Raw genomic sequence first — 24,408 nt, forward strand, 5'->3', positions numbered from 1 at the left:
ATCCGAACGCCTACTAAGTTTTACGTAACTTATGTGCCCCAGTGTCTCTCAATTGATGAATTCAATAACTTCCATTTTATATTGATGTAATAATATAATAAAGTGATATATTTTTCCGTTTATCTTAAAATTTTATTAAAAAAATCAAACTAAATGCTATGGATACACGTCTATTATATATACTATCTATTAGTTTTCTTAATTTAAGTAAAGATGCTTGTCATTAATGGGGGATTCATTTTCATGAACAGCAAGGAGAATCGTTTACGTTATATATTAGGATTAGATGGGCTAAGAGCCATTGCTGTATTGGCGGTCATTGCTTATCACTTACATATTGGACCTGCGAGCGGCGGGTTTCTTGGCGTTGATTTGTTTTTTGTGATCTCTGGTTACTTGATTACGACGATCTTGTTACATAAACAGGATTTGGGCTATCAAGAGCTTTTGCCATTTTGGATGGGCCGGATCAGAAGGCTCCTTCCAGCTGCATACGTGATGATTTTCTTAACCGTCAGCTGGTGTGCGATTGCGGGTTCGAATGCACTTTTGTCCATTCGTGGCGATGCCTTATCGTCCTTTTTTTATGTCAGTAACTGGTGGTACATTTTCCATCAGCTGTCTTATTTTGATAGCTTCAATGCTGTATCTCCACTGAAAAATTTATGGTCTTTGGCGATCGAAGAGCAATTTTATATCATTTGGCCAGTACTATTGATTGCAGGGCTAAAATGGGTAAAAAATAGATCCCACCTGCCAATGATCACCTTTGGCCTTGCGCTTGTCTCCGCCTTATGGATGGCGATTCTTTATTCACCAGATATGGACCCAAGTAGGGTTTATTATGGAACAGATACTCGTGCATTTGCGCTTCTGATTGGGTGCAGCCTAGCATTTGTATGGCCCATGCAAAGACTGTCCAGCAAAAAGCTACTTCCTGTTGGCAGGCGTATTTTACATATCGCTGGTTTTGGATCGTTTGCAGTTTTTCTTCTATGTGTTTATGCAGTGGACGAATTTGACGGCTTTCTCTATCAAGGCGGCATGCTTTTATTCTGTCTGAATGCAGCCATTTTAATTGCGTGCATCTGCCACCCTGCAAGCCTACTAGGAAAATGGCTCTCCTATCAGCCACTCGTCTGGCTTGGAAAGCGTTCTTATGGTATTTACCTGTGGCATTATCCCATCATCGTGCTGACCACCCCTGTCATTGAAATTGGACAGCCTTCTATGGGACGTGTCGCATTGCAGATCATTGCCATTTTACTCATTGCAGAGGCTTCTTACCGCTTCATCGAGCAGCCGATTCGCCGGCTTGGCTTCAAACAATATTTTGCCTCTTGGTCTATTTGGAAAAAGGGATACAAACAATGGTCTACGTCTCATAAAGTGTTCCTTGGAATCACTGCGGCTCTTATCATTTTATTTACCATTGGCATGTCCAGCTCATCTCATACGTCTCCACATGCCAAGGAAGTGACACAAATTAAGACGGCACCGAAAAAAGCAGGCGACTCTACGGAATCAAAAACGAAGAAAAAGAAAGAAAAACACGAGAAGAAAACAGCAGATCAGAAGCAGTTTCACCAAATTCTTGCTATTGGTGATTCCGTCATGCTAGACATAGCAACGAATCTTGAAAAGGCATATGCACAAGTCACTATCGATGCAAAGGTTGGCAGACAAATGAACGAAGCCGTCAGCATCGCTCCTCAGTATGCTTCATTTAATCAATCTAATGCCGCTGTTATCATTGAGCTTGGCACGAATGGCTATTTTACTGAGGGCACATTGACAGCATTCATTCAGCAATTTTCAAAGGCGCATATTTTCCTTGTGAACACAAGAGTCCCAAGGTCTTGGGAAAATGATGTGAATGCAGTCATTCAGCGAGTGGCCGATCAACATGCCAATGTGACCCTAGTCGATTGGCATTCAGCCGCTACCGGACAGCCATCTTATTTTCAGCCTGATGGTGTTCACCTTTCAACTAAAGGCTCTGACACATTGACACAGCTCATTACAGCGAGTATCAAGAAAAAAGGAGATGTGTCATCTTCATCATAAGAAGACTAGCATCCTGTGAAGCAATTTGTGCAATTGCTCTACTAATAATAGAAAATTAAAAAAGACATGCTTTCCCATGATGATTCGGGGCATGTCTTTTTTTGTGATGGATTGCAGGAGCATCTGCAGCTCGGAGCTGCATTATGTTTTACTTTTAAAAGACCAAACTATGACGGGTATGAGAATTAACGATAAAATTCCTCCGCTTAAAGATAATGCAGCATAACTCGTATTCGCAACGATCATTCCTGAAAGAGCGCCGCCAGAAGCACCTGCTAACGCAACAAAAACATCGAGTGTTCCTTGGGTTTTTGCCCGGGTTGATGGTTCTGTAGAATCAACTATTTGAGCAGTACCACTAATTAAACCAAAGTTCCATCCCAATCCAAGTAAAGACAGAGCAATGATTAATAGAATCATTGAATCACTTGGTGCGAATGCTGCTAATAAACCAGCAAGTAACAATGTGATGCCCGACGCTATGCTCATAGCTGTTCGTCCTAGTTTATCTACAAGTACACCCGTGATAGGTGAAGGAAGATACATCGCACCTATATGAAAACCAATCACAATGCCCACTTCGGCTAATCCATGACCATGATGCTGCATATGCACCGGTGTCATAGTCATGAGTGCAACCATGACGATTTGAGTTAAGATCATAACCGTGGCACCTACTGTAAGCCCTTTTCTATCTATTTTTTGATCAGCAGAATCTCGTTGATTTCCATGCCCATGCTCTGCTTTGTAAATTGCTATTTTTTGAGCAATGACTAACGGATCAGGACGCAGCAGAATAAAAAGGACAAGACCTGCTACAATAAATGCTGCTGCTGATAAAATAAAGGGACCCGCAAGTGCTGGAACACCAATTGATACTGCTAATTCCCCCATCATTTCAACTAAATTCGGACCTGCTACTGCTCCAAATGTTGTCATGACCATTGTCATACTAATTGCAGTTGCACGTTGTTTAGAATTCGCTAAGTCAGTCCCAGCATAACGAGCTTGTAAATTTGTAGCTGTTCCTGCGCCGTAAATGAAGAGCGATGCGAATAGTAAAATGACACTATTCATCATAGCTGCAATCACTACACCAATTGCTCCTAGCCCTCCAGCAACAAAACCTGCCGATAAACCGATGCGCCGTCCATAACGTTGCGAAAGCTTTCCTACAATGAAAGCTGACCCAGCTGACCCCAAAGTAAATAAAGCGATTGGGACTCCTGCATAGGCTTCAGTTCCAAGCATTTGTTGAGCTAAAAGTGCACCTACCGTAATTCCTGCAGCTATACCAGCCCCTCCAAATATTTGCGATAGACTGACAACGAACAATACTCGTTTAAATAATTTTTTCAATTTTTGAGGTGAATCTATATAATTCTTCATTACATCTTGTTCTGTATCTAACACTTGTAAACACCCACTTGAGATTTATTTGCAAAATGTAACCATTATATCAGTTCAGCCTTTCAGCCTACAATCCTCGATTCGAATCTTTTTCACTCTCGGCCATTTACATTGAGGACAACTTATTTTTCAAGGAGAACATGAATAAAGCTGCCACATGACTGATCTATTCTTTTGAACTGACGCATATCTTAGAGTGAAGATGTTTTCATCTCGTTACCCAGACTAGCAACCTGCTAGTCTTCTTTTATGCCGTTAAAAGGCTGGCTTTCAGCGCTAACACACGCTTTTCCTTCGTTTTTTGATCCACCAACGCAAAATTACCATTTTCATACGCTAATGAAAATAATTGTTCGATATGAAACACACCTGTCTCAAAACTCCTGCTCAATAAATGCAGTGCTGCAGCAGAGGCGACTTGAGCTGTGGCTTGAGACTCATCATGCCCTTTTATTCCAAGCGCTGCTTGATGAACCTTGTTCCTCTCCATCCCTGTCGCCTCCACTTTCACTGCATATTGATCTGTTCCCATTTGAGCCGATTGAATCATGGAAATGGCTCTTTCCTTGATTTTCGGAACAGTGAGAAGTGACGTCATTCCAAGGCTCCTTGTGAAGGCAAATGCCCGAGTTGCCACGCGAGAATCAAAACAAAGCCTTGTCGTCACAGAAGGCACGCTGAGCGTCGTAGGCAATGTCTGCTGATCAGAGAAAGAGAACTGATAGGCTTGCCTCTTTCCAAGTTTCACCCCAAAATCTATACGCTTGCCTCCAGTAAAGCTTTTGACTCTTTTACGTTGATGATGCTCAGTAAGCATATAGTTAGTATGGACATTGTCAAGCGTCCATTCAATGGCGGCTTTCCCATGCTGATCACCCAATCCAAGCATAATCCCTATATCTATTTGATCCACTGTTGAGAGCATAGATGATGCTTTCGCTGCCAATAAATTCGTAAGGCCAGGCGCAAGCCCGACACTGAGTAAAGCCGTTGCACCGATGTGCTGCTGATCCAGCTTTGCCACCTGTTCCATGTACGCTCCTTTTGCAGAGATATCTATATAATCAATACCTGACCGGAGAACTGTTTCAGCAAATGACGGGTCTTCTTGATCAAGGCACATAATTACCAGCCTTGTTTGATCCATCCAGTCCGAAAATAACGGCTCACTCACATCTAATTGATAGGGAAGAACCTTCCCTTTTGTCTGGCGTGAAAACTTCACTGCCTTCTCATAGCTTCTGCCTGCCGCAACAATTTGTCCGGGGTACACTTCGCTTAGCTGAAGACATATTTGTTGTCCAACATGTCCATATCCGCCTATCACCATCACCTGTGTTCTCATTTCTCATCCGCCTCTCTACGACCTCGCTTGCAAACAAGACCTTTGATCATTCCTGCCTGAAAGTAAGGTCTGATGTCTTTAAATCCTGCTTTGATTAAATGCTCTTTTATTTCTTCCTCGGGAACAGGGTGTGTCGTGTGTCCCAGCATGTTTTTAAAGGACGTAAACACATCTTTTTCTAAGCCTTGTCGCTGCATGAACAGAGAAAGCATGTGAAGCTCCTGTTGAAATGCATGGGACTTCATCTCGCCCTGTATAAATGCCAACATAAACGGCGCATCTGGTTGAAGCCTAAGGGCAACCTCCTCTAAAAAGAGCTGACGCTTTTCTATAAAATGAATAACAAGCAAGCTCACCGCTGCATCGTAAACAGGTTCAGCTGAAACCGTATCTAATGAGGCCTCATGCCATGTGACACGCGCCTCCTTTTCTAGCTGTGCCACCCGCTGTTTCGCCATGTCCAGCATAGAAGGAGACGGATCGACCCCAGTGATGTGCCAATCTCCTTTTCTTTGTAACATGTTGATGATCTCTTCGCCCCCACCCGCTCCAACAGTCAGGATGCGGGAAGCCGCTCCCTTTAATTCAGTTTCTAGTACATCTATTGTCAACTCATGCAATAACTGATAACCGGGTACTTTATAGGCAATCGTCGCTGCATATGACTCAGCCACGGGATCGTGCCAATGCTGGTTTTCTTTCATGTCCTTCTCCTCCAATTCCTTTCCGCTTTACATCGTTTCCTGTACACTAACGATATGACATCTTTATTGTAAAAAGAGACAACAGAAAACACGATCCCTAAAAGTGGGGATTTTTGAGGAGGAGATCCTGTGACCAATCCAGCCACTCATTTTCAGCAGCTGAGACAACACATTCGGGACGAACTTGCTGCCGTCCTTGATTTTGATGCAGCCTGTATCACGACCATTGATCCAGCCACTCTCCTCTCGACAGGTTCCTTCACAGATGAACCGATTGAAGACATTCATAACCAGCTGTTTCAAAATGAGTTTTTAAAAAGGGACGTACATCAGCATGAAACGCTAGCCAAAGGCCCCGTTCATGCTGCGAGCCTTGTCCAAAGCGGAGAATACCTTAGTAGTGAGCGCTACCAAGACATTTTGTTACCTAATGGATGGTCTGATGAATTGCGGGCAGCTCTTGTGATCCAAGGGGAATGCTGGGGCATTGCCAGCCTCTATCGTCTAAAGGACAAGCAACCTTTTCAAGAAAAAGAGATCCAAGCGGTCATCGAACAAACGCCAAGACTTGCAGCCAAGCTAAGAGATGAACTTTTCAAGAAAAGAGATACGGAAGAAGACGCGGCGGCGGAGCAACAAGGCTTCCTCATTCTTTCGCACGATTACAACCTTCTTTATGGAAATGAGACAGGTCTTCATTGGCTTCAGACGTTTCAAGCCTTTGAACAAATCCATGACAAAACGATCATGCCGCGCCCGTTTAGGGCATTAGGGGCAAAACTTTTATACGGCGATATTGAGCAAACCGCGGCAAGCATGACGAGATTGCCTACGGGGTTGTTCCTCTCTCTTCAAGCATTTCGATTAGCGCAGGCAGCAGGTCAGGAAGAGGCTGTGATCATTCACATCAAGAGAGCTCAAACCCATGATATTCTTCCTTATGAGGCAAAAACGTACAAGCTGACAGAAAGAGAAATGAACGTTCTCGACTGCTTATTAAAAGGACAGTCTACAAAGGAAATTGCCAGTACTTTATTTATCCGTCCATGATCACGTAAAGGCGATGCTGCAAAAGACAGATTTGAGCAGCAGACGGATGCTTGTTTACTTTTTCTCTCACATATAAAAAAAGCGGCTACCTTGGAACGGGACTGACCCCATAAGATGAGACAAATAAAAAACACCTTCAAGTTTGAAAACGGATCGTTGTGATCCGAAATAAATCATGGAGGTGTTTTTTCTATGGGGACAAGAGTGAGTTATCCGGTTGAAGTCAAACAGAAGGCTGTGGAAATGAGGTTGGCAGGCGTACCTATGAAAGAGATCATGCAGGAATTGAATATCAAGAATAAGACGCAGGTTCAGACATGGGTGAGATGGCATAAAGCTGGGGATACACACAGGTTCGAACAACCTGTTGGAAAACAATATACCTATGGAAAGGGCCCCGAGTACTCTTCTGAATTAGAGAGACTACAGGCAGAAAATCGCTATTTGAGTCAACAGAATGAAGTTTTAAAAAAGTACAACGAATTGGAAAGGAAGTTGATAAGGAAACGTCAATCAAACTCGTAGAAGAATTGCGCAAAACGATGACGGTACAGGACATCTGTGTCCATTTAGGCATCTTACGTACTTCGTATTATAGATGGAAAAAGGATTTGACTCAGACTCATTCTAAAAGACAACTAGAGAAACAGGTCGGCACGTTGTGCCGAAAGCACAAATATCGATATGGTTATCGGAAAATCACAGCCATACTAAAAATGAGAATGCGTATTAACCATAAAACTGTTCAACGTATCATGCAGAAAAACCAGTGGCAATGCCGGGTTAAAATGAAAAAGCGTAAGAAGAATGGGCAGCCTTATGCCGTAGCCGGTAATATACTGGATCGGAATTTTCAGTCTGATCGCCCTCTTGAAAAACTAGTAACGGACATCACGTATTTGCCTTATGGACAGAAACAATTGTACCTTTCCAGTATATTGGATTTATATAATGGAGAAGTGATTGCTTTTACGATTGGTGATAAGCAGGACACAGACTTTATCTTAAACACACTTAATCAGCTCCCAGCACTGCCTGAGAATTGCGTGTTACATAGCGATCAAGGTTCTGTGTATACATCTTACGAGTATCAGAAAGCTGTTCATATAAAAGGCATTACCATGAGCATGTCCCGTAAAGGGACGCCCGCTGATAATGCCTCCATCGAATCGTTTCATTCCTCACTAAAGTCTGAAACGTTCTATCTTAACAGGATTGATCGTACTACGACCACCATCGTAGAACGCACTGTCAAAGAATACATTTATTATTATAACAACATTCGTATTCAAACGAAACTAAACAACCAATCACCGATAATCTATCGGCAATTGGCTGTATAAAGGTGTTTTGATCCCTGTCTCAAAAACGGGGGTCAGTCCCCTTAGTGGTAGACCGCTCTTTTTGTTTATTTTCCTAAAACTAATTCATGCAGGATATGGGCAACTCCGGCTTCATTATTGGATTTTGTCACAACATCTGCTACTGCTTTGACATCATCAATGGCATTTCCCATGGCAACGCCGCATCCCGCAAATTCCAGCATCGATACGTCGTTTCCATTGTCACCAATGGCCATGACCTCTTCACGAGCAATCCCCAGCTCTTTCGCTAGAAGCTTCACGGCATTCCCTTTGCTGACTTCAGGATGCAGGATTTCAAGGAAGAAATCTGTGCTTTTCACCATCATATACTTGTCTTTTACTTCAGATGGAATGGCTTGTATCGTTTTTTCCAACCGTTCTGGGTGATCAATATACATCATCTTCGGTAGTCTCATTGAAGGATCTGCCTCTTCAACAGGTAAATATTTAAGCGGCAGCTTTGTTAAATAGGATTCAAGTACTGTGTACTCACTAATATCTCGATTCGGTGTGTACAAATGAGCGGAATCGAAATAATGCATCGGTGTATCGAGCTCACGGCTCAGCTTATATAAAGAAGTTAAATCCTCATAGGATAACGTCAGTTCTGACACCACTTCATTTGTGTAACTGTTTTGGACAAGCGCCCCATTGTAGGCAATCACATAATCTCCCTCTTGATTGAGCTGAAGATCATCTAAATAGCGATGCACTCCGCCAATCGGCCGTCCTGTACATAATACGATTTTAACTCCCTCTGCTTTCGCCTGCTGAATGGCTTCAAACACCTCATCCGGCACCATATGTTGATCATTTAATAACGTACCATCCATATCAATTGCAACTAATTTATACATTCACTGGTCCCCTTTTCTCAGCAAAACATGTGCTGCACTATTTTGAGCCATCATCTAGATGATGACAGGTTATATCATTACTATTTACCTATTTTAGCCTATCGTTTTTTCATCACGCTGTCTACTTGTTCTCACCTGTAACAAAATTGTCAAATGCCTTCTCTATTATATCGTATTCTATTCATTCTGCTGTAAATAGAGTTTCTGCCCTATTCCAACGGAGAAATGAAAACAAATGTTCACCGCTGAATATTTTGAAACTAGCAATTCTAATTGTATGATGGATAGCAAAGAAAGGAGGTGCAGGGAATGATTACGTTTACTAGAGGTAAATTGTCAAAAATGTCTGGTGTGCATATTGAAACCATTCGTTTTTATGAAAATGAGGGTGTGCTCCCCGAACCAAAGAGAGCACATAACGGCTATCGTTTATATGATAAAAAATATGTACTTATGCTTTCCTTTATCACAGAAGCAAGAAAGCTAGATTTCTCACTCAAAGAAATTCGCGAAATTATCAAATCGTTATTTGAAAAACAATCAAAGACAGAAGCTGAACAGCTGCTCGAACAAAAAGTGGAGGATATTCAACACTCCATTCATGAATTAAAGAAGAGGAAAGCTGCCATTCAATTGTTAACTAAACAAACATTAGCGAACATCAGCTAATTGTAAGGGCTGCCAAAGATGTGCCAGTGTTTGCCACTGGCGCCCCTCTCCGCCCAGGTGCCAAGTGCGCGTGCGATGCAAACATCAGTTATACTAAAGACAGCTTTACTTGATATCAAACAAGTGGAAGGGGTTTTGAATAGAATGAACATTGCAACCATTGGAACAGGTGTGATTGTGGAAAGCTTCCTGCAAGCAATTGAACAGCTTGACGGCGCTTCTTGTCATGCCGTCTATTCAAGAAAGGAAGCAACGGCAAAGAAGCTCGCCGACCAATTTGGTGTAAAAACAACTTATACAGATTTAACGGCTATGCTAGAAGATCCAAACATTGAAGCCGTTTATATTGCATCACCGAATCGATTACATAGCGAGCATGCCACGGCTGCATTAAGAAAAGGAAAACATGTGATTTGCGAAAAGCCTTTCACCTCTAATGTCAAAGAGCTGGAAGCCTTAATCGCTCTCGCAAAGGAAAAGCAGCTTCTTCTATTTGAAGCCATTACGACCGTTCATATGCCAAACTATCATTTCATCAAAAAACACCTTCATCAATTAGGCAAAATCAAACTGGTTCAATGCAACTATAGTCAATATTCAAGCAAATATAATCAACTGCTAGCCGGCGAAACGCCAAATGTCTTTAACCCTGAATTCTCAGGAGGAGCATTGATGGATATTAATATCTATAATGTCCATTTCATCATGAATCTCTTCGGATCACCGGAGCAGGTTCGCTACCAAGCAAACCGTCACCCAAATGGCATAGATACATCTGGTGTTTTGACTTTCACCTACAATGATTTCATTGCAACAAGTGTCGGAAGTAAGGATACAAGCAGCATGAATTTTGCATTGATTCAAGGAGAAAAAGGCTTCATTCATGTAAAAAATGGAGCGAATGGCTGCGAGGAAGTGCTGCTCCATGTGAATGATCAGGTGATCTCACTCAATGCACAAACAAATTCAAACCGCCTATTTTATGAAGCAGAGGCTTTTCAGCACATCATTGAAACAAAAAATCATGAACAGTGCTATGCATGGCTTGATGAAAGTCTCTCTGTCATGAAAGTCCTTGATGCTGCAAGAAAAGATGCAGGTATTGTTTTCCCAGCAGATCAATTGTAATAAAAAAACCGCCTTCTGATGTGAGGGCGGTTTTTAATGATTAAATACTCTTCGAATAGGCAACAAGGCGCTGAGACATGTGGTTCACTTCATCGACTGCAGCATTCACTTGCTCTGTTAAAGCAGCCTGTGTTTGTGTAAGAGCTGTCATATTCGAGATATTATCAAGAATTTCATCAATTTGTGTTTTCATATCCGTTAAACTAGATTCGATATTCTCTGTTGCATTGGCACTATGAAGCGCCAGTTTACGTACTTCATCTGCAACGACTGAGAATCCTCTTCCTTGTTCACCAGCTCTTGCTGCCTCAATCGCAGCATTTAGACCAAGCAGGTTCGTTTGGTTCGCTACTTCTTTGATCAAGTCAGAAATATTTTTCGTCTCATCTGCACTATTTTTTGCTAGATTGGCAGCAGATGTTGACTGCTCTTGTGCAACAGCAAGCTCTTGCGCTTGATTTGTTACAGAGCTGATTCCTGATACCATCTCACTGATTGAACTTGAAAGCTGTTCTACTTGTGACGCCATTTCATTCGCTGTTTTCTCTTTGTTTTTTTCTAACGTGATGTCACGAATGGTACCAGCGACACGAAGAGGAACACCTTTTTCATCACGAATGGTTTCACCACCAGCATGATACCAGCGATACTCGCCATTTTTGCTCTGCAATCTGTAATCAATATCAAATGGCGTGCGTCCAGAGTGATCATTCAAATGATCTGCAAAAGCTTGAAGAGCCTTTTCTTGATCCTCAGGATGCAGGCGGTCGCTCCAGCTGCTTAATACGTTTGGGAAATCCTTTTCGTCCGTAAAACCAAGCGTTTTTCTGAACTGCGGAGACCACCAGAACTCGTTATTCGGATTGACTGGATCGCCGGCCTCTACGACCATGTCCCAAGGAGCTTCCACAAGCGCACGGTTGATCAAGTCATATCTCGTCACGAATGCTTGTAGTTCTTCTTCTTTCAATTTCTGATCATGAATATCAAAAAGAGCTCCCGCCACACGAAGAGGGACACCATTTCGATCACGAATGGTTGTGCCAGTTGCTTTGAACCAGCGATAATCTCCATTTTTCAACTTCAAGCGATATTCGATATCATATGGTGTACGTCCCGAATGATCCAATAAATGCGTAGAAAATGCATTTAAGGTATATTCTTGTTCATCCGGATGAATTCGAGATGCCCAGCTGTCTAAAACATTTGGAAAATCGTGCTCGTTTTGAAAGCCTAGCATCTTACGGAAATCATCCGTCCATGTGAATTCATTTTTTGGATTGACCGGATCTCCAGCGATCACGACCATATCCCATAAACCAACTTGAATAGCTTTTGTCACCAAATTCATCCGCATTTGAATATCTTCATTTGCTTCCTGCATCTTTTCCAAAGCTTCATTTATTTGGGCTACTGCTTCAATCGTTTGACTTGAAGAAAATGCAGCAGTATCTATTCTTGCTGAAAGGTCTCCCTTCTCAATTCGTTCTACTAATCGACTACTCTCATTTAAAAGGGTTCCCGACGATGAATCATTTCCTTTTCTCATAAACATCTTTCATAACTCCTTTCATTCTTTCATGCTTTTTGAAATATTTTACAGTTATAAACAATTCTTTATTAGGACTTTAGTAATACAGAAGATATATCGACAAAAACTGAAAATTGTTTATGTCAGAATGAAGGCAAATGTTCATTTTTTCACGAAGTTTCAGATTTTGGGGATAGGTCACGGAAAGGATTTATGGAAGAAAACGGTTCATTTAATAGAATCAACCGCCTCTTTTGTCTGAAAAATCTCTTTTTTTATATTGACAGTGGCGTCCCGAAAAAAGAAAATGGAACATAAGCATTTTTTTAAAAAGGAGAACGTCATGAGCGCGAATCAGGAACAACAAGAATTAAAAAAGCTTTTATCACCGCGTCACATTCGCATGATTGCATTGGGCGGGGTCATTGGTACAGGAATCTTTAAAGGAAGTGCCGATACAATCGGTTTAGCCGGTCCTGGGGTCATCTTTTCCTATGTATTTGCCGGATTATTATTGCTCATCGTAATGGCAGCCTTAGCTGAAATGGCGATTGTCTATCCGGGAAATAACCTTCGCGACCTGATACAGATTGCGCTTGGTCAACGTTTTTCATTTGTTGTCGGCTGGGTTTACTGTTTCATGTGGCTCACTGTGTGTGTCATCGAGATTATTGCGGCAGGTAGCCTGCTTCAATACTGGTTACCGAACGTACCGCTATGGTCACTATGTTTACTCTGCTCACTATTAGTCATCGGAATTAACTTAAATAATGTAAAATACTTTGGTGAAATTGAATTTTGGTTCGCTGGAATGAAGATTTTCGTTATTATTGTGTTTATTATTCTTGGTGCAGCTCTATTATTTGGGATCATTCCGAACGAACAAAGCACATCTGCACTCACCAACTATCAAAACTTCGTCCCGAACGGATGGGGTGCGATCTTCGCCTCTTTATTAGTCGTTATTTTCTCTTATGGAGGCTCTGAATTGATCGGGCTGACCATTACAGAAACAAAGGATGCCGAAAAGGTCTTGCCTGGTGTTGTTAAAAGTATGATGTGGCGTATTATCTTATTTTACACTTTGCCGATTTTAATCATCTGTGGACTCATTCCTTGGAATCAAATTGATCCAAATAACAGCCCATTTGTTCAAGTCTTTTCAGCAGCCGGTATGCAAGGCGCCTCTCACTTCATAAATTTTGTATTGATTACAGCCGTTCTATCGGCGGCGAATTCTGGCATTTATGGAACAACGAGAATGATGCATTCTCTCTCTAAATCAGATGGCGGTCCGAAAAAGCTGGCACAGGTTAACAAAAGAGGCGTGCCTATTTTGAGTTTATGGGTAACCGTTCTGTTTCTTCTCATCGGAACATTCTTTGCTTACTTATATCCAGAGCAAATTTTCAGTTATATGCTAGCTATTCCTGGTTTTGCTGTTTCACTCATTTGGATTAGCATTTGCATGGCACATCTGAAACTTCGTCCGAAATATCCACAGGAGCCGTATTTCAAAGTGTGGCTATTTCCGTACTTAACGTTGTTTGCAGGTCTTGTATTAAGTGTGAGTTTTGTGATGTTTCTATTCAGACAAGAAAACTTGCCTAGCTCGATTATCAGCATCGGTTTCTTAATCGCAGCCATCATTGCTTCATTCTTAATGAAAAAGAAGGCTTAAACGCTAAAACCCGCCATTGAGGCGGGTTTTTTTTCATGAGTTGCTGTCTTCTGTTACTTCAAAATCAATCGATGCTTTTGGAATACCGTTGATGATGATTGTTAGTGTATGGGTTCCTTCATAATGTTTTCTCGTCGTCATATTTTGAAAAGATTGTGATCTGACGAATTCTCTATGTAACGTTGTGTCTGTTTCAAACTCTGTGATTTTAAATACTTTTTGATTGCGGGTCCCCTGAGCTTTGACATAGTCAATGGCATACTCTACACGCAGCTTTAACGGCTTATCGGCTTGTAGGGTAAAATGAAAAGTCATTTTCTCACCGATCTGAATAGGATCTTGTACAATCTTCAAATCCATTACCTGAACGGAGGGATCGTCCCCATAGCCAAACAACGCCATAATAGCTGGATCTCCTTTTTTGAGTAAAGTACGGGATGCATGTTTGACAATCCAGTTGGTATGTTCGTTGGTTCCATACCAGTTTTGAACCGTCTGCTTCATTAGATCTGGCTGAATTGCAGAAATATCATTTAAATGATTCGCTACACTTTTCTGCACATAACGCGACGGGTCTGCCTTCAAGTTTTCCAAAATGGGTAGCGTGACCGAGGGGTTCTTTTTAAGTGAAGGGACAGATAAGCCCCATGGCAGACGTGGTCTACACCCTTCACTAGCCAGCCTCCGTATATGCTCATTTTGATCCTGAGACCATACGAGCATTTGCGCCAGCATTTTGTCTTGATCTTGAATCAGAAATGGCCGAACAGCAAATTCAGAAGTGGAAAAGGGTGTGAAAAATTCGAGCGCTTTGATCGAGAGGTCCCAATGTGCAAGGTCGTATGTCTCGACGTAGTCTGGAAAGACGAGCGCACTAAGCCCTGAAAAATGCGGGGCTGCCTGACGCAGTATCTCAATTGCCTTCTCATAATCTGCCGGCAGACAGGCATGCATCGATTCAGTGACTCGTCTCATCCGCCCCTTTAACTCAAGCTGCTGCCAATCCTCTTGAAATACGAGCCGCTTGAATGGCTCAGCATCAAATTCAGACGAAGCCAGTGCAAGTTTCTCTGCTAAATCTTTGATAAATAATTCATTGTACACATGTTTTAATGGTTCGATCGTGTCCGCCTCCCACATCTCAATATCATTATTTTACCCCAATCCGAAGAAAGTGGTATCATTACACAAAAAAACAGCCCGACTCAAAGAATCAGACTGCTTGTTCGCTATATAAACATATTAATGATCATAATAAATGCAATAGCACTAACGGAAATGATCGTCTCCATAGCCGTCCATGTCATAAACGTCTCTTTTATGGTCATACCAAAATACTCCTTGATCAGCCAAAAACCAGAGTCATTGACGTGAGATAAAATTAACGAACCCGCTCCTGTTGCTAACACAAGTAGTTCCCTGCTCACATCCGGCATCGTTGCTGCAATTGGCGCTACAATCCCTGCAGCCGTCATCATGGATACCGTCGCAGATCCTGTTGCCACCCGAATCACCGCAGCAATTAGCCAACTAAGCAAAATCGGTGAAATCGGCGAGTGTTTGGCTAAATCTGCAATATAATCACCGACACCTGAATCAATGAGCACATTGTTGAAAGCGCCGCCTGCTCCAATGACAAGCAAGATGGAAGCGATCGGACCTAAGCACTCATTACTAAAGGAAAGCACGCGGTCACGGCTCATCCCTTGCATAAAACCAAGACTGAAGAAAGAATAAACTGTTGCAATCAGCAGTGCTGTTATTGGATCTCCGATGTACTTGAATACTTGGAACCACATATTGCCCTCTGGTAAGATAATGTCCGCCAATGTGGCAAGAAGCATCAGAATCACCGGCACCAATATGGTAAACATCGTATTCGCAAAGCCTGGGAGTTTTCGATCCTCATTTCGTTCAGTGAATTGCTTTCTCAGCATCTCCGGAACAGGTTTATGTATCCGTTTTCCAATCCACTTACCATACAGCGGTCCAGCAATAATCGCTGTCGGCAATCCCACAATAATAGAGAAGAAAATGGTTTTCCCCACGTTGGCATGATAGATGCCAACGGCTGCCATTGCCGCTGGATGAGGTGGAACTAACCCATGCACAACAGACAAGCCAGCAATTAACGAGATACCAATGGTCACAAGCGAAATGCCTGTTTCAATGGCAATTGTAAAAAGTAAAGGAATGAGAAGAACGAAACCGACCTGAAAAAAGACAGGTATCCCCACGATAAATGCAACAAACATCATTGCCCAATGTACATTTTTCGTTCCAAACCGGCCGATTAAAGTTTGAGCTATTCGTTCTGCTCCCCCTGATTCAGCCATCATTTTTCCAAGCATGGTACCAAGCGCTAGAACAATAGCCAGCAATGATAACGTATTGCCTAATCCCGTTTTAATTGATTGAATGATTTCCTGCAAATCCATCCCCGTCGCAAAGCCCACGAGCATCGAAGTAATAATTAAGCTCACAAACGGATTCAACTTAGCGACTGTAATGAGAATGAGTAAAAGGACAATCGCCGCAATCACGATGAATAAAAGCATGTTCTCCCACCTTTTCCCTGATGTTTAACGATTTTGTTTTAATTGCAGCGCGCTAATGACATCAAATTCATCCTTCAGTTTGTCGTAGAGGCGCTCATATAAATAAAACAGCTCTATGTAAGTTTCATTGTTTTTCATATTAGGTTCATGACGAGCAGAGATTCGAATCCACTCTTGAACCTCTTCTATCTCTTCCATATGACCTAAACTATAAAGTGCAAGGACAGCCGCCCCAAGTGCTGACGCTTCGTAACTTTCTGGAACTAGCACTTCTCTACCCATCGTATCCGCTAAAATTTGCCGCCATAGCGGAGATCGTGCAAACCCGCCCGAAGCTCTGACATCCTTTGCTGAACCGGTTAAATCTCTTAAGGCAACACCGATCGAGAAAACGCTCATAATGACGCCTTCTAACACCGCTCTAATAAAATGCTCCCGCTTATGCTGAAGGCCAATTCCAAAAAAGGTGCCTCTCGCATTTGGATTCCAATAAGGTGCACGCTCACCAGATAAAAATGGTAGAAACAGCAAACCCTCAGAACCAGCTGGAACCTTTTCCGCGATGTCCATCATCAGATCGTAAGGGTCCACCCCTAGACGCTTTGCTACCTCCACCTCTGACGACCCGAATTCATCCTTCAACCACCTCAGCATGATCCCGCCATTATTGGTCGGTCCTCCTACAACCCAATGCTTATCTGTCAGGGCATAGCAGAACGTTCTTGATTGCTCATCTGTAATTGGTTTGTCTACAACTGTACGGACCGCACCGCTTGTCCCAATCGTAACAGCCACCTCTCCTTGACCAATCGCACCCACACCTAAATTCGCTAGAACACCATCATTCGCACCAATGACAAATGGTGTATCTTCTCTAATGCCCATGCGCAGTGCAATCTCTGGCTGAAGTCCTCTCAGTTGATACGTCGTTGGAACAAGCTCAGATAGTTGACTCGCTTCAATTCCAGCAATACGAAGCGCCTTCTCATCCCATTGAAGCGTTTCCAATTGGAACAGTCCCGTTGCTGAAGCGATTGAATAATCGACGACATACTGACCGAAGAAATGATAAAGAATATATTCTTTGATCGAAATAAATTTTGCTGCCTTCTTGAAGACATCCGGTGCCATTTCTTTCATCCACCGTATTTTTGAAAGCGGTGACATTGGATGGATCGGTGTACCTGTCCTTTTATAAATGTGGAAGCCATCCATATCTGATTTGATTCGTTTCGCTTGTTCTGCACTTCTGTTATCAGCCCAAATGATACTGTTCGTTAACGTCTTTCCATCCTGATCCATCACAATTAAGGAATGCATCGCTGTACTTATTCCGATGCCTATCAGATTTTCTTTATCAAATGCTGCTTTCGTCAATGCACCTCTTACACTTGCAATGACGGCTTCTAATATCTTCTCAGGGTCCTGCTCAACCCATGCTGGCTGGGGCTGAATGAGCTCATAAGGAACTGAATGCTTCGCTAATACTTTCCCCTGAGGTCCAAACAGAACCGCCTTTGTACTTGTTGTTCCAATATCCAAACCAATTACCGCTTGGTTCCCCTTCATCTGTATCACGCCCAATCATTGATTTGAAGTCACATATGTAGTTTTAAATTGCCTGTTAAATCCCATTATAAAAATAATTTTTTCGACATTCAACGACTGAAAAGAAAATTATTTTCAGTAAAAAGCTCACAATCGTTACCACAACAGCATTTTTTATTATCAGAAAAATTTATTTTTGGAACCATCACACCCTTTTTTGTGAAATGGTTTCACGCATTTGCTTTAAATTTGTTATGGTCTCCTGCTGCCTTAAGTGAGCAAGTGCAAAATATAGAACGTCAATGACCGTCAGCTGAGCAAGTCTTGCGGACATCGCTTCTGTTCGAAAAGCCGTTTCTTGCGTTGCTGTATACAACGTGACATCCGCAAGCTGGCTCAATGGAGAGCGTTGATAGCTTGTAATACCAATGGTTTTAGCTCCTTTGCTCTTTGCAGTTTTCATCGCATCGAGCAAATCTTTATTACGTCCAGAATGAGAAATACCGATCACTGTACTATGCTGATCAAGAAGACCAGCAGACATTGCTTGAAAGTGGGAATCTGTGTGAACAATACAGTTGATGCCAGTCCTCATAAATTTATGAAAAGCGTCAGTCGCAATGAGGCCAGACCCACCACTCCCATAAAACTCTAAGCGTTTTGCTTCATGAATGATTTGTATGGCCTTTTCTACATCCTCTGGATTCAACAATTGAAAGCTATCCTTTAATGCAGATATATTCGTCTGAAAAACCTTTTGCATAAAAACAGCCATATCATCATCAGGACTCATTTCTTCATCTACATAATTAGGCTTTGTTTGGTCTATTTCCTGGGCAATAGCAATCTTCAAATCTTGAAAGCCCTCAAATCCAAGCCTTTTACAAAGACGAAAAATCGTTGCCTCTGAGCTTGCAGTTTTTTTCGCAAGCTCGACAATAGACAAATGGATGATGTCGCGGGGCTCACTCGTAATATGCTCTGCAATTGCTTTGAGCTTTGGCGGCAATCCTCTGCTTGCTGCTCGTATTTTTTCAATACTACTTAAACTAACAGAAGCCAATTGACTTCACTCCTCCCTATTGATGTGAACGCATACATTTCCTCATGTTCCCATCTTATAAAAAAGAAGCCTGTTTGCACAGACTTCTTTTTTAAGCGTTCATTGTGTTGATCAATAAATCAAAGAAAGCGTCAGCATCTACATCCGTACATACTTGAACATTGCGCTCTTTCTTCCATTGATGCTGAAAATCACAGATCATCTGTCCATCACAAAACTCACTCTTCGTCTCGACGTCCACATGAAAAGCCTGTGTGCTCACGAGTTGCTTGTCAATGGCGAGACTGACAGCAAGCGGATCATGCATGGCACACGCCCACAAACCATTCCGCTCAAAATAGCGCTGCCGGTAAATGCTTGTGCTCTCTCTAATGTAATGGGCTAACGTTTCATTCTGAATCGCATCGATTCTTTCATCCGTAAGCAAGACCTTTCTCGTGACATCTAATCCCACTTGAGTTAATGTAGGGAACCCTGCATCCAGCACTAGCTTTGCCGCTTCTGGGTCTGCATATGTATTAAATTCCGCTACCGGCGTGACATTCCCCTGACCCTGCACGACACCACCCATAAAAATGACTTCTTTCACATGATGAATCAGCTCAGGACACTTTTTCACTGCAAGGGCTAAATTCGTTAAAGGTCCTGTCAACACAAGCGTAACCTGCTTCGAATACTGCATCACTTGGTCAATGATAAAATCAGGCGCAAAACCAGCATCTGCGGTCTTCTTAGGCTCGACATCCTTTAAAGCACCGCCAATCCCATCCTCTCCGTGTACCCGATGTTCATAATGAGGCGCTCTTAAAAGAGGCGTTGCTGAACCTTTGATGACAGGGTTATCATCTGCCTCAACCAGCTCAAGCACTTTACACGTATTCAATGTAGCCGCATTGACAGACACATTCCCACACACCGTTGTAATCCCCAACATATCAAACTGCTGACTTTTCACCGCCAGCAAAATCCCAATCGCATCATCGATTCCAGTATCTACATCTAAGATCAATTTCTTTTTATTTGCCATGATTGAAATCTCTCCCTTATTTGAAAGTGTTGTTAGGGGAATGATAGCATATTGCTTTGGTCATCATTTTAGAGAACAAACGGTTAACGAATGTTTTTTTACTCTTTTTCTCCAATGTCTTTCAGATACTGTTCACGTTCCTTCTTGGTGAAACTTTTAAGGTAATTTTCTATTATTTCCGGCTCATCCTTATATTCTTCCCAATCTATGAAGCGGTCGGATAAATCAGAGTCAAAACTCATTGAACCTATTTTTTTAGCTCTATATTGTAAAGAAGCTGAGAATCCGTACTTCTCCGGTTCATCATTTACATATCCATCAATCGTAATATCTCCCATAGGGTTGATGGTCACATCTTTTTCAAATGTTATGGTTTTGATAAAATGATGAATATCTCTTTTCTGTAAGTGTTCTTCAATCTTGGGTTTCATCTTCTCTGCAAACTCTTCTGCTAATTCTTGATCACTCTTTACTCTTTCTTCCACGTTATTTTCCCCCCCCACTTCGTTTAATTCTTTTCTTTTATCAAATTGTAGAATAATTAAAATCACAGAGATAACTACGATGAGTACTAGAATACATATAATTCTAATTACATTTTTCATTTATACAATATCCACCTTTTATTGATATAATACAGCTGTTTTTTGTATAATAAGCTATAGATTTACAATAGCTATTTATACCACTCTATAATATAATTACCAAAGATAAATATTACAGGAGTGTTAATATTGACCACAAATTCAAATGGATTTAAGCTTACTGACGAAGACTATAAAGAAATATCATCAAAATCTTATGCTATTAAAAATTATAAGAACTATAAAGAGATAGAAATTAGCAATGGTAGAAAAATGTATGTCGTTGACTATAAAGAAACAGAAAAAGGGCTTAACTCACTAACTCTTGTATCAAAAGATGACTTTATTAGATCCGGTAAAGGCAAAGACCTCACCAAAATCAAAAACGCAGTCATCGCCTACCGCGGGTCAGAACCGATTGGCGCTGGCCAATATAAAGATACCATTAAAAAACATGGAAAAAAAGAGTCAGATGATCTTCTTTCTACCATTTTGACGAAGCTGCCTCCGTTTCGTCAGTCACAGACGTCAAAGGAAATCACGACGAAGGTGGCGACAGGGACAACGACCTATACAAATGAGATTGTGCAAGATTGGTTGATATCAGATACAAAGTATTTGATTAGGAATATTCCCTTTGAACATGGTGCAGAGAATCAAATGGTTCAAGCGGATCGGTATGCGAAAGAAATACATAAGAAAATGCCAAATGCCAAGATGTATGTGACGGGGCATTCACTTGGCGGATCGAATGCGTCCTATGTTCTTGTTAAAAATGATTTTATTAAAGGCGGGGTCACCTTTGAGAATCCGAATATTTACCCCAATCTATCGGATGGCCTTCAAGCCAAAGCATTAAAAGGTGATTACCGTAGTAGATTAACAGAATATATCAATCTCAATGACGGGCTTTCTCTTTTAAATCGACATACGACAGAAATCGGTCGTGTGAAAGTGATGTATGATGCCGCTTTACCTGAAGGCGTCGATTACTCCGAGGACCCCTCCAAAGCCGTCCAATTTATGAAAAATCTCCTCAATCGGGCAATGAGCGTTAATCCTTCATTGGATGCAAATTTGTTTCTTGAAGCCATTGCTGGCAGCCATGGCTTAGATCGGTATGCCTTTTCATCAGATGGCTCCGTTGAAACCATTGATGATATGTTGAGAAAAAAACCTTCTCTCACTGCCGCCATGTTACATCAATTGAGTCAGTCAAATGTTCATTCGCAAAGTGTGGTGGCAATTTTAATCAAGTCCCATGTTCTCATGAACACAGGTCGTAAATTCTCGACATATGCCGAGCACCATATACAGCAAATTATTCGCAAAATCGAGAAGCTCGATGACAAAGTGGATCAGTCTGTGGAACGGGTACGCTCGAGATACAAACAGATCGTTGGCTTTGGTTCCTATGATCAGCTGACGGCTTCTGATGTGGATGCCGTGATTCGTCATTTAAAAACGGAGGGACTTGAGAATGAGTTCTATTCCGTCAAAGCGTATGATACAGCGATTGATAGCGCGATGAATATAAAAAGGTGGTTGGACTCAATATCAGATGATATGGGCCAGCTAGGAAAAGAATACCATGATGCAGATACAGCCTTAGCCAAGAATATGGGCATTTCATAAGGAGAACGAGGAATGGAATTTTCAAAGAAACAACCAACAGATGCAGACCGTTTTTTGCAACGAATGACAGATACGCATACATCAAGCTCCGTTTTTTCTCAAGCAAACTTTCACACTGAGGACATGACACCTGCAGAGCTGGCTGCTTTGAAAGCAAAGATCAAAGAAGAGCAGAAAACAGCGCTAATTAGAGCCATCCGGCATCAGCTTCAACTTGAATTTGCAGAAGACCGACAAGAAGCGGGAAAAATTTTAGATCTCATTGATGAACTTCAGAACAAAGTGTATAAACATCACAAGCGTATTCATTCACATATGTCAGGACAAGCCATTGACGCCTTAACAGAGAAAATCGAACAAAGACTTAAGTTTTACGAACTGAAAGAAGATGTTCAATCCGCCATCGACTCGATTGGCATTTAGCTGAACCTTCTGTTCGATGAATCTTTTCCCCGTCTCACTCGTATATACTAAAAGAGTGATTGATTTGAAAGGAGATCTGTTTGTGGGATATATTTTGTTATTTTCGGTTGTGATCGGTCTTATCTTGACCCTCTTGCTCACGCCGCTCAAGTTGATCGTTAGAAAAAAAGGGGCAGAACAGCAGGTTCCACTGATGTGGATTGCAGGCATTGCTTTACTGTTTATGGTCGGAATTTTTGTATTCTATTACATCACCAATTTGGATCGCAATCCTTCATCCCTCTGGTTGATTGGACTTGTTGTGACAGCAGCAGGCGCCTTTTTATCAGTTGGATTGGAGCGTAAGATTAAAGGCGTGCTGTTTCTTATTCTATTACTGCTCGGCATTTATATGGCGACAGCTTTTCTATTTAATGCGAATGAGAAATTTGATGTCTCCAAAATGGATCAAAAGGTCGAAATCAAAGCGTTTGATGAGACGGAAACACCTGCGAGTGTCCCGCCTCAATTTGCGCGAAACAAAATGAAGAAATCGTTCGGACAGGTTCCGAATACAAGCTACTATGAGCTTGGCAGCCTGCAAATCCAGAAGGTCAACGGTGAGTATGTATACATCGCCCCAGTGGAATTCTCGGATTTCTTTAAATGGATTCGTTCAGGGAGTACGCCTGGTTACTTTACATTAAGTGCGACTGACTCATCTGCCAATCCAAAGTTTGTGAAAACAGAGATGGTGTACACACCTTCCTCTTATTTCAACAAAGAAATTGAGCGGCATATTCGCCTTCAATACCCTGATTTGATTTTCTACGGCGATACACAGCTGGAGATCAATGATGATGGAAAGCCTTATTACATTCGCACGTATGGCGATTTCATCTCTGCTCGAAACGGCTTTAAAGCTTCCGGTGTAGTCGTTGTTGATGCCAAAACAGGTGCAACGAAGAAATATTCGCTAGATCAAGTACCTGCTTTTATTGATGGCGCTGTTTCACCAGAGGCCGTTAGTCTGCAAAATAGCTATTTCGGAAACTATATTCACGGGTTCTGGAACAGTATGTTTGGAAAGTCAGATGTGAAGCTGCCTTCAGATGAAGGAACAGAAGCCAATGTGAGTCCAGTATTTGATTCAAAAGGAGATATGTACTACTTCACAGATTTCACAAGTCCGAAAGAGGGCGTTGATTCGATGCTTGGATATGCCCTGACAAATGCCCGAACAGGAAAAGCGACTTATTATACCGGAAATCTTGAAGCGTCCTACATGGATTCTCAAGGCGCTCTGCAAATTATTGAGAAACGTTTCATCGAAAAGAAATGGAAAGGCCGCATGCCGATTCTGTATAATTTCTATGGAGAAGCCAGCTGGCTCACGCCGGTTCTCGATTCAAATGGCTTCCTGCAAAACTACTTTATCGTGTCTGCAGCCAATCCTGAAATCGCTGCGTACGCTTCTACACCAAACGAAGCATTGAGAGCCTATAAGACAGCTCTGCAAAAAGGCGGCGGTACCGTTAACAGTTCCTCTAAGCAGGAAAAGAAAGAAACGACAGGGAAAGTCAAACGAGTGTATAAAGAAAAGACCGGCGATTATACAACCGTCACCTTCCTACTAGACGATGGAAAAAGCTACACCATGTCATCCGAAAAAGAACCTCTCGTCATTTATTTAAAAGAAGGCGACCAGGTTACCATGAAATACACAGATACAGGTGAAATCTTCCTTCCAGTTGATGAAATCAACATCAAAGGATTATAAAAAAA

20 protein-coding genes are annotated in these 24,408 nt (G+C 41.9%); 9 read left to right on the forward strand and 11 right to left on the reverse strand.

Annotated elements, in window-relative coordinates:
• Positions 1-243: 243 nt before the first annotated feature.
• Positions 244-2,067, forward strand: coding sequence for an acyltransferase family protein (locus tag NKR21_RS20160; RefSeq protein ID WP_119125595.1), 1,824 nt, complete (start codon positions 244-246; stop codon positions 2,065-2,067).
• Positions 2,068-2,208: 141 nt separating this feature from the next.
• Here NKR21_RS20160 and NKR21_RS20165 read toward each other — a convergent pair whose 3' ends face one another.
• From NKR21_RS20165 to NKR21_RS20175, 3 genes are all read right to left on the reverse strand, one after another.
• Positions 2,209-3,456, reverse strand: a complete 1,248-nt coding sequence (locus tag NKR21_RS20165; protein WP_254109682.1) for an MFS transporter — start codon at positions 3,454-3,456, stop codon at positions 2,209-2,211.
• A gap of 268 nt (positions 3,457-3,724) precedes the next feature.
• Positions 3,725-4,822 (reverse strand): saccharopine dehydrogenase family protein, encoded by a 1,098-nt coding sequence (locus NKR21_RS20170; RefSeq protein ID WP_144458153.1) that lies wholly within the window; start codon positions 4,820-4,822, stop codon positions 3,725-3,727.
• Positions 4,819-5,526: a class I SAM-dependent methyltransferase gene (locus NKR21_RS20175; protein WP_144458155.1), complete on the reverse strand. Its 708-nt coding sequence runs from the start codon at positions 5,524-5,526 to the stop codon at positions 4,819-4,821. Before NKR21_RS20175 ends, NKR21_RS20170 begins: the two co-directional genes overlap by 4 nt.
• 129 nt (positions 5,527-5,655) lie before the next feature.
• Between NKR21_RS20175 and NKR21_RS21315 the strand changes: the two genes are divergently transcribed.
• Entirely contained in the window at positions 5,656-6,576 is a 921-nt protein-coding gene (locus NKR21_RS21315; protein ID WP_253602558.1) for a helix-turn-helix transcriptional regulator, read from the forward strand.
• A 192-nt stretch (positions 6,577-6,768) separates the two neighbouring features.
• Positions 6,769-7,919 (forward strand): IS3 family transposase gene (locus NKR21_RS20185; RefSeq protein WP_253602559.1). Its coding sequence is split into 2 segments (ribosomal slippage): positions 6,769-7,042 and positions 7,042-7,919, totalling 1,152 coding nucleotides; the frame shifts between segments, so codons are not numbered across the junction.
• A 65-nt stretch (positions 7,920-7,984) separates the two neighbouring features.
• Here the strand turns inward: NKR21_RS20185 and yidA are convergent.
• On the reverse strand, positions 7,985-8,797 hold the full coding sequence (yidA, locus tag NKR21_RS20190; protein WP_144458288.1) for a sugar-phosphatase: 813 nt from the start codon (positions 8,795-8,797) through the stop codon (positions 7,985-7,987).
• 309 nt (positions 8,798-9,106) lie between these two features.
• On the opposite strand from yidA, the gene NKR21_RS20195 reads away from it, so the two are divergent.
• Positions 9,107-9,466: a MerR family transcriptional regulator gene (locus NKR21_RS20195; RefSeq protein ID WP_012011790.1), complete on the forward strand. Its 360-nt coding sequence runs from the start codon at positions 9,107-9,109 to the stop codon at positions 9,464-9,466.
• 144 nt (positions 9,467-9,610) lie between these two features.
• Positions 9,611-10,594, forward strand: coding sequence for a Gfo/Idh/MocA family protein (locus tag NKR21_RS20200; RefSeq protein ID WP_144458318.1), 984 nt, complete (start codon positions 9,611-9,613; stop codon positions 10,592-10,594).
• Positions 10,595-10,634: 40 nt separating this feature from the next.
• Here NKR21_RS20200 and NKR21_RS20205 read toward each other — a convergent pair whose 3' ends face one another.
• Positions 10,635-12,149: a methyl-accepting chemotaxis protein gene (locus NKR21_RS20205; RefSeq protein WP_012011792.1), complete on the reverse strand. Its 1,515-nt coding sequence runs from the start codon at positions 12,147-12,149 to the stop codon at positions 10,635-10,637.
• 319 nt (positions 12,150-12,468) lie between these two features.
• Between NKR21_RS20205 and NKR21_RS20210 the strand changes: the two genes are divergently transcribed.
• The gene (locus NKR21_RS20210) at positions 12,469-13,806 is read left to right on the forward strand and encodes an amino acid permease (protein ID WP_012011793.1); all 1,338 of its coding nucleotides are present in this window, start codon (positions 12,469-12,471) and stop codon (positions 13,804-13,806) included.
• A gap of 33 nt (positions 13,807-13,839) precedes the next feature.
• On the opposite strand, the gene NKR21_RS20215 is transcribed toward NKR21_RS20210, so the two are convergent.
• From NKR21_RS20215 to NKR21_RS20240, 6 genes are all read right to left on the reverse strand, one after another.
• On the reverse strand, positions 13,840-14,946 hold the full coding sequence (locus NKR21_RS20215; RefSeq protein ID WP_144458290.1) for a DNA alkylation repair protein: 1,107 nt from the start codon (positions 14,944-14,946) through the stop codon (positions 13,840-13,842).
• 89 nt (positions 14,947-15,035) lie between these two features.
• Positions 15,036-16,364 carry a GntP family permease gene (locus NKR21_RS20220; protein WP_144458292.1) on the reverse strand — a complete coding sequence of 443 codons (1,329 nt, stop codon included), beginning with the start codon at positions 16,362-16,364 and terminating at the stop codon, positions 15,036-15,038.
• Between the two features lie 24 nt (positions 16,365-16,388).
• Positions 16,389-17,933: a gluconokinase gene (gene gntK, locus NKR21_RS20225; RefSeq protein WP_012011796.1), complete on the reverse strand. Its 1,545-nt coding sequence runs from the start codon at positions 17,931-17,933 to the stop codon at positions 16,389-16,391.
• Between the two features lie 184 nt (positions 17,934-18,117).
• Positions 18,118-18,975, reverse strand: coding sequence for a MurR/RpiR family transcriptional regulator (locus tag NKR21_RS20230; protein WP_144458294.1), 858 nt, complete (start codon positions 18,973-18,975; stop codon positions 18,118-18,120).
• A gap of 91 nt (positions 18,976-19,066) precedes the next feature.
• Positions 19,067-20,002: a nucleoside hydrolase gene (locus NKR21_RS20235; protein ID WP_144458296.1), complete on the reverse strand. Its 936-nt coding sequence runs from the start codon at positions 20,000-20,002 to the stop codon at positions 19,067-19,069.
• Between the two features lie 98 nt (positions 20,003-20,100).
• A complete protein-coding gene (locus tag NKR21_RS20240) occupies positions 20,101-20,607 on the reverse strand; it encodes a DUF1433 domain-containing protein (RefSeq protein WP_144458298.1) in 507 nt (168 codons plus the stop codon).
• A 129-nt stretch (positions 20,608-20,736) separates the two neighbouring features.
• On the opposite strand from NKR21_RS20240, the gene NKR21_RS20245 reads away from it, so the two are divergent.
• From NKR21_RS20245 to NKR21_RS20255, 3 genes are all read left to right on the forward strand, one after another.
• On the forward strand, positions 20,737-22,221 hold the full coding sequence (locus tag NKR21_RS20245; protein WP_144458300.1) for a lipase family protein: 1,485 nt from the start codon (positions 20,737-20,739) through the stop codon (positions 22,219-22,221).
• Positions 22,222-22,233: 12 nt separating this feature from the next.
• The gene (locus tag NKR21_RS20250) at positions 22,234-22,644 is read left to right on the forward strand and encodes a hypothetical protein (protein ID WP_119125604.1); all 411 of its coding nucleotides are present in this window, start codon (positions 22,234-22,236) and stop codon (positions 22,642-22,644) included.
• A gap of 82 nt (positions 22,645-22,726) precedes the next feature.
• Positions 22,727-24,403, forward strand: coding sequence for a hypothetical protein (locus NKR21_RS20255; RefSeq protein WP_119125605.1), 1,677 nt, complete (start codon positions 22,727-22,729; stop codon positions 24,401-24,403).
• Positions 24,404-24,408 lie beyond the last annotated feature (5 nt).

Origin of the sequence: Bacillus sp. 1735sda2 (genome assembly GCF_024159245.1) — a bacterium.
GTDB lineage: Bacteria > Bacillota > Bacilli > Bacillales > Bacillaceae > Bacillus > Bacillus pumilus_O.

Bases quoted from the DNA above. Each gene is read 5' to 3' on its own strand.
- NKR21_RS20170 (WP_144458153.1), bottom strand. From the start codon at position 4,822: ATGAGAACACAGGTGATGGTGATAGGCGGATATGGACATGTTGGACAA.
- NKR21_RS20215 (WP_144458290.1), bottom strand. From the start codon at position 14,946: ATGTGGGAGGCGGACACGATCGAACCATTAAAACATGTGTACAATGAA.
- NKR21_RS20165 (WP_254109682.1), bottom strand. From the start codon at position 3,456: ATGAAGAATTATATAGATTCACCTCAAAAATTGAAAAAATTATTTAAA.
- NKR21_RS20220 (WP_144458292.1), bottom strand. From the start codon at position 16,364: ATGCTTTTATTCATCGTGATTGCGGCGATTGTCCTTTTACTCATTCTC.
- NKR21_RS20235 (WP_144458296.1), bottom strand. From the start codon at position 20,002: ATGGCAAATAAAAAGAAATTGATCTTAGATGTAGATACTGGAATCGAT.
- NKR21_RS20205 (WP_012011792.1), bottom strand. From the start codon at position 12,149: ATGTTTATGAGAAAAGGAAATGATTCATCGTCGGGAACCCTTTTAAAT.
- yidA (WP_144458288.1), bottom strand. From the start codon at position 8,797: ATGTATAAATTAGTTGCAATTGATATGGATGGTACGTTATTAAATGAT.
- NKR21_RS20240 (WP_144458298.1), bottom strand. From the start codon at position 20,607: ATGAAAAATGTAATTAGAATTATATGTATTCTAGTACTCATCGTAGTT.
- NKR21_RS20210 (WP_012011793.1), top strand. From the start codon at position 12,469: ATGAGCGCGAATCAGGAACAACAAGAATTAAAAAAGCTTTTATCACCG.
- NKR21_RS20250 (WP_119125604.1), top strand. From the start codon at position 22,234: ATGGAATTTTCAAAGAAACAACCAACAGATGCAGACCGTTTTTTGCAA.
- NKR21_RS20160 (WP_119125595.1), top strand. From the start codon at position 244: ATGAACAGCAAGGAGAATCGTTTACGTTATATATTAGGATTAGATGGG.
- NKR21_RS20195 (WP_012011790.1), top strand. From the start codon at position 9,107: ATGATTACGTTTACTAGAGGTAAATTGTCAAAAATGTCTGGTGTGCAT.
- NKR21_RS20175 (WP_144458155.1), bottom strand. From the start codon at position 5,526: ATGAAAGAAAACCAGCATTGGCACGATCCCGTGGCTGAGTCATATGCA.
- NKR21_RS20200 (WP_144458318.1), top strand. From the start codon at position 9,611: ATGAACATTGCAACCATTGGAACAGGTGTGATTGTGGAAAGCTTCCTG.
- gntK (WP_012011796.1), bottom strand. From the start codon at position 17,933: ATGAAGGGGAACCAAGCGGTAATTGGTTTGGATATTGGAACAACAAGT.